Origin of the sequence: Methanobrevibacter sp. (assembly GCF_030539555.1) — an archaeon.
In the GTDB taxonomy this organism is placed as follows: domain Archaea; phylum Methanobacteriota; class Methanobacteria; order Methanobacteriales; family Methanobacteriaceae; genus Methanocatella.
Genome location: NZ_JAUNXX010000078.1, coordinates 1 through 6,425, shown reverse-complemented (window position 1 = coordinate 6,425; position 6,425 = coordinate 1). Strand labels below are relative to the sequence as shown.

At 29.5% G+C, this 6,425-nt stretch carries 5 protein-coding genes; 3 read left to right on the top strand and 2 right to left on the bottom strand.

The annotated features are described in order from the left end of the window. A partial coding sequence (locus tag Q4Q55_RS09330) for a hypothetical protein (protein ID WP_303372540.1) occupies positions 1–1,416 on the bottom strand: 1,416 nt, incomplete at its 3' end. A gap of 69 nt (positions 1,417–1,485) precedes the next feature. Then, positions 1,486–2,955: a hypothetical protein gene (locus tag Q4Q55_RS09325; protein ID WP_303372539.1), complete on the bottom strand. Its 1,470-nt coding sequence runs from the start codon at positions 2,953–2,955 to the stop codon at positions 1,486–1,488. A 1,201-nt stretch (positions 2,956–4,156) separates the two neighbouring features. On the opposite strand from Q4Q55_RS09325, the gene Q4Q55_RS09320 reads away from it, so the two are divergent. The 3 genes from Q4Q55_RS09320 to Q4Q55_RS09310 all read left to right on the top strand — a co-directional run. Next, positions 4,157–4,471 (top strand): HNH endonuclease, encoded by a 315-nt coding sequence (locus Q4Q55_RS09320; RefSeq protein WP_303372538.1) that lies wholly within the window; start codon positions 4,157–4,159, stop codon positions 4,469–4,471. Positions 4,472–4,613: 142 nt separating this feature from the next. After that, a complete protein-coding gene (rhuM, locus tag Q4Q55_RS09315; RefSeq protein ID WP_303372537.1) occupies positions 4,614–5,645 on the top strand; it encodes a RhuM family protein in 1,032 nt (343 codons plus the stop codon). A gap of 207 nt (positions 5,646–5,852) precedes the next feature. Continuing rightward, positions 5,853–6,425: protein kinase family protein (locus Q4Q55_RS09310; RefSeq protein WP_303372536.1), on the top strand; the 573-nt coding region annotated here is incomplete at its 3' end.

Genomic DNA, 6,425 nt, shown 5'->3' with positions numbered 1-6,425 from the left:
TTTTACATTAACCTCGTGAGTTCCTTTAGGTAATTTATCGTCAATTGGTACAACAGTAACATTTTTATTATCAGAATAAACCCTATAAGTATTATTATTCACAGTCACATATACTGTACCACTAACATTATTCTGGAAAGTTACAGTAACATTCTGGTCATCACCATATTGAATACTTGGGGAGTTTAATGCGAAATTAATTGTATTATTTAATTTAATTATTTGGTGATCCAATACTGCTGTAATTTCATGAGAATCTGATTCAGCAATATAGTTAACTTTAAAAATACCATTTTCTAAAGTTGCTGTTTTAGGAATGTCACCATTATCTGCTGATAAATAGACTGTCATTGGACCCAATTTATCAATATTATCTGTAGTTGTATCATTCCACATTAATTTACCTACAATTTCATAGACATTACCACCCAAATAATTTTCAGAAACATCAAAAATTGCATATCGTGTGAAATGATAAATTCCTTGAGTTATACCTGGACGATTAGTGATTTTACCATTCATACTATTTTTAGCAGTGAACATTCTATTATCATTAAAATCATTATAACCAAACCAACAACTGTCAAAAATAACAGTCTTTGCTTTAATCATGCCTATACCTTCAGAATATTCTGCTGAAAAAATACAATTTAAAAAAGTTACATCGCAACCAAATGCAATACCAATCCCACGAGTAGATGCAGTAGTATAGTTAATAAACTTACAATTAGTAAATTCATATAGATTATTAGTGTTTAAAGTTTTAGTAGAATGAGGCAATATAGTTCCAAGCTGATTCTTAGTACTTTCAAATCCGATGAAAGTACAATTATCAAATTTTACAATATTACCATCCCCATTACTGAATGGAGTGAAAAATTGACCTTGTGTATTAGTTTTAGTCCAACTAGAACCATCGAAAATTACATTAGACATTGTAAAATTACCATTGCCCTGTTCGATTAAACCAAATGATTGTTTTATCCCATCAGCATCATATAAATTTTTTATTATTACATTATTACCTATCGCATTAATATGCAAATTTGAAGTATTAAATTGAAGTTCAGAACCTAAAGTATAATTTCCATTATAAATATTTACAGTAATTTTTTCTTTGTATTCATTAACACTAGTACATGCGGAATCTAAAGTAGTGAATGGATTTTCTTTAGTCCCATTACTATTTACATTATCTCCTTTTTCATCAACGTAAATATCACAAGAACTATCTTCAGACAACCCAATATCATTGCCTTCTTGCATTTCCAGTTGGTTTAAATCAGTTGATATTACTGCATCATCATAAGATTCCTTCAAATATGAATTTTCGTTTAATTCTGATGCAGAAACTACTCCAAGCGAAAAGATTAAAGAAAAAATAACGAGAGTAATTAAAATTTTTTTATTATACATTTTAAATCAATACATTAAAATTTTGAGAAGTTTTAGATAAAATATAACCTCTCAAAAATAAAATCACAATTATGGATATGGAAAATTCCCAGTATCAGTAATATTAGTTCCAATGACTTCTACTGCACCATCTCCATGATCTAATGCTGAATATAACCAATTATTAGTAACTACAGTATCAATTACTCCATCCAAATAAACTGCATATTCTCCATCGGGAACTCTCACAGTATTATTGCAAATGATATAAGTATGGTCGCCACCAGTAGGTTGACAGTAACTTATACCATAAATATAACCTCCAGTTGCACCTTCAACATTAGTTACATCAATAGTATTACCACATACAGTAGCATATGTATCTTGTAATTCCATACCAGATACTAATGCCCACGGATGATAACCTGCCCTACCAGTTACATTAATAATATTACCTTTAATAGTTAAGTTAGTTTCACCTATAGTATTTTGAGAGTAAATACCTAAATTAGGACCATTATTAGCAGTTGTAATATTATTGTATGAAATCATTACTCCAGTATGTGGGCCAGTTAATTGTATACCATAAGCAGCACCAGTACCATTTATGGTAAGATTACCACTATTACTATTTATATCTATTTTATTGTGATCGATTGTTAAATTATAACATTTGTAAATATCAATTGCATATAAGAAATTTGCTTCTTCTTCTCCAGTCACCATATCTTGTACAGATATTTTATTTCCAATTAAACTAGCATTATTTGATTTTACAATAAGTATTGAACTTAATGTAGGATAATCACCAGTACGATTATTTATTGTTACATTTACAGTATTGTTTACAAATTTAAAACGATAACAACTTTCTACAGCAACGACAGAAACTAAATCATAATCAATTGTTGGTTCAGGTGTCCAATGACTATAATCAACATCCTTTAAAGGTAATGTTGCAGTAATAGTATTGTTATAAAGAGTTACATTTTCACTATCTCTAACTTTAATTACATAATTATAATAATCCTCATTTGTAACATCACAAACATATGTAATTTTATTATTTGTTACATTCACATTATTTGCACTTTCAATATCAATTAAATAACAACTTTCACCACTTGGTGCAGTCATGTCAAATGTTATACCATTTAAAGTAATTCCATTAGCTATTAATTCGAATCCCATATCGTGTAATGTTGGAGCATCAGTAGTATTTGCATTAATTGTTACAGCCCTATTAATTATAAAATTTTTATAATTATAATTTGCTTTGTAAAAATCGCCACCAAATGTTAATGTATTTCCAGCAGTGCTTAATAAAACACCATCATTACCAAAATATATGCTTACTGGATTCCCATTAATATTTGCTCCTCTTAAGTTTTGTTGGGTGTTTACACCATCTACAGTGTCATCAATCCCATCACTTTCTACTTCTTCAACTGAGTCAACAGTATCATCTATTTCAATGACATCTGTATCATCAGGTACGGTAATGTTGTCTGCGTCTGTTGCGCTTACTGCACTTACACAGCAGATTAACATTACTAACATTGAAATTAGTAGTATTGTTTTATTCCCACTCTTCATCTTAATAACCTCGTTTTTCTAGAAGATTTTGACGAATTCTTTTTTTGGAATCTGCCAAAATCAAGGTTGTTTTTCAAAAAGAGCTTCAATTTACTTGACAAATCTACATGTATTGTATCAATGTCTCGGACATTACTTCTTTTATGAAAGTTTTGATAATTAGTTTAAATATTGAAATTCAAGTTGTGAATTTGTGTTTTTATTTTTTTGGTGATGATTATTTGGTTGTTAAATTTATAACGTTCTTTTAGTTTGTTTTATTCGTTTTAAGCAATGGTAACCTTTTGGTTACCTTGATTTTTTAGGACGTGTTTTTGCTAATTTTAAAAACAGCTTTAAAAAATTTGGTTAATTGATTTATCCGATTATTTACTGTCTAAAATTGTGAATTGAATATTATTTGTTGAGTGTGGATTAATTGGGAAATTATTATCGGTTAACTTGTTGTAAACTAGTGGATAATGTAAGATTTTTTTGATGTTTTTTGAATTTTATTTGGCATTTGTGATTTTTCATTCAGGCAGTTAAATTTAATGAAAAAATTCGTTTGCATTTAAAATGAGTAATTGAATATTTTATATGGGTATTTTTTTATTAATCTCATTTAAAATCCTTGATATTTCTTTTTGCAAAAAAATCATTTGATTAGATTAATTTAACGCCTTTTAAAAAATTCAAATATGATTGAATAATGAGAAAGTATATATTAATAAATAGATAAACAATATTATATGTATAGATATTAAAGTTATCTGTACTAAATTGGGTTTTAGGTAAATTTAAGTTTAATTTAATAAATAATAATGGTCTAAAGCTTGATTTTTTTAATTCAAAAGGAGTTCAATTAAAGTTTAAAAATCATATACATTGATACAATGTCTGAACATCACCAGGTCATCAAAAATCAGGTGTGATTTTTAAAAACCAAAAGGAAAAAACATTTTCCCTAATCCTATTAATATCGAGTGATTGAAAGTAAATAAAAACAGATTGAAATTAAGCATTTTTTTAATTATTTGTTGAGGTCTGAAAAAAATACACTAATACAAGCCAAACATTATATTACTTTCTCTTTAATAGGTAGTAAAATAATTTCTATTTTACAATTTTAACTTTTTTATCTTTTAGTATAAATAGCTACTCTTAAATTCAGTGAGGAATAATCATGAGCCAAAAAGACGAATGGATTGACATTTCCAAAAGCAAAAACATAGATGAAGTGAGAAACACCAAAGAGTATAAGGACTGGGTTAAAAGTATAAAAGAAAGGGATAATGAATGCTGTGTTTTATGCGGAGCCGACCAGCACTTGGAAGCAAATCATGTCTTCTCGTTTAAAAATTTTATTCCGCTTAGACTTGATCTAGACAACGGCATAACATTATGTCACTGGTGTCATAAAAAGTATCATGCATTTTACAATCTTGAAAATACCAATCCGGTGACACTTCTGAAATTTTTTAAGGATTTCAGGTTTTAGTAATATCGCCTAAGAGCGAAAATTGTAGCAAACTAGCTTAGTATATACAAAAATCTTACTTTTCAAATGCTCTCTCTAATCTTTTATATACATTATAAACCTACTTATTATTATAGCAATTTTAGATATGCGGGGTTTAAATATGAATAATGAAGTTGTAAAAACATTATTATATACCAGTGAAGACGGAGCAGTGGCCATAAATGTAATTATTGATTCAGAAAATGACACAATGTGGACTACACAAAAAACCATGGCCGAATTATTTGGTAAAAATATCAATACAATAAGTACTCATTTAAATAATATTTTTGAATCCGGAGAATTAGTAAAATCGGAAGTTACCTTCAATCCGAACGATTTCAATAATACTGAAATCGTTATTATAAACCCTGATGCGAAAACACAACCAATATTATACAACCTGGATGCCATTATCTCAGTCGGTTACCGTGTAAACAGCAAACAGGCAACACACTTTCGCAGGTGGGCGACAGGCGTGCTTAAGGAGTATATTGTAAAAGGTTTTGCACTGGATGATGAATTATTAAAAAAAGGCTCAAGATTTGGAAAAGACTACTTTGACCATTTGCTTTCAAGAATTCGTGAAATTCGTGCTTCAGAGAGAAGATTCAACCAAAAAATCACAGATTTATATGCAACAAGTGCTGATTACAATCTGGATGCTGATGAGACAAAAGACTTCTTTGCCACAGTACAGAACATGCTCTTGTTTGCCATAACCGGCCAGACTGCCGCTGAAATCATAAAATCCCGCAGCGACAAAAATAAAATTAACATGGGACTTACAACATGGGAAGATGCCCCTCATGGAAAAATCCTGCAGGCAGACGTGGTAATCTCAAAAAACTACTTAAACGAAGTTGAATTGGATTCACTGAATACACTGGTTGACGGTTTTTTAACACTAGCAGAGACAAGGGCAAATTCCCAAAAACCAACATTCATGAAAGACTGGAAAACATTGCTTTACGGATATCTTGAATTAAGCCAATTGCCACTATTGGAAGGAAAAGGTAAAGTTTCAGCTGTTGAGGCCAAAGCTCATGCGATTAATGAGTATAAGGAATTCAGAATAGATCAGGATAGAAATTATGAATCTGATTTTGATAACCTGATCAAGTCCATTAAACGGCTGGAAGGTAAAAAATAAATACATATCTGGAGAATACTCATCCCCAGATGATTTTGAAATTCTTAAGGGATTAGGTTTTAGTGACAGGTTCTAAAAAATACCAGTTGATGTTAAAACTAGATTGACATCATTAATCAACATATATACTAAAATTAAAGACCTGAAATTTAGAATTTACGAATTTGATCAACTATAAAGAAATTTATAAAAATAGCAGGAGATTATATGTCAAAGCAGTTTAATGAAGGTGACGAAATATTTAAAAATTTTGAAATAACTCATGTTAGAGGTGGTGAAAATAAATCAGGTTTTGGCGTTGTTTATATTGTAAAAAATAAAATAACTGGGATTCCCTTAGCATTGAAAACCCTACAAAATGAAAATATCTCCATTAATGACTTAAACGAGTTTAAAAAAGAAATTTATCCCTGGATAGAATTATCCGAACATCCAAATATTGTTTCTGCATTTACCGCAGATTTAGATGATAATAGACGACCTTATCTTTTAATGGAACCAATCCTCCCTAATGAACAAAACCATCTGACATTAACAGAATATATGGAATCAGAAGATATAAGTGAAGAACAAGTTTTAAAGTGGTGCATTCAGTTTTGCAATGCAATGGAATATGTAAACCAAAAAGGCTATGTTCATGGGGATGTTAAATCAGACAATATTTTAATTAGCGAAGGGATTGTTAAAATAACTGATTTTGGTTTAGTACGATTGATTCATGATTCCGCGATTAATGAACAATATTATTCTTTTGATGTATCATATGATATTTATTCATTT

Excerpts from the sequence above, each read along its gene's own strand:
- rhuM (WP_303372537.1), top strand. The coding sequence starts at position 4,614 with ATGAATAATGAAGTTGTAAAAACATTATTATATACCAGTGAAGACGGA.
- Q4Q55_RS09325 (WP_303372539.1), bottom strand. The coding sequence starts at position 2,955 with ATGTTAGTAATGTTAATCTGCTGTGTAAGTGCAGTAAGCGCAACAGAC.
- Q4Q55_RS09320 (WP_303372538.1), top strand. The coding sequence starts at position 4,157 with ATGAGCCAAAAAGACGAATGGATTGACATTTCCAAAAGCAAAAACATA.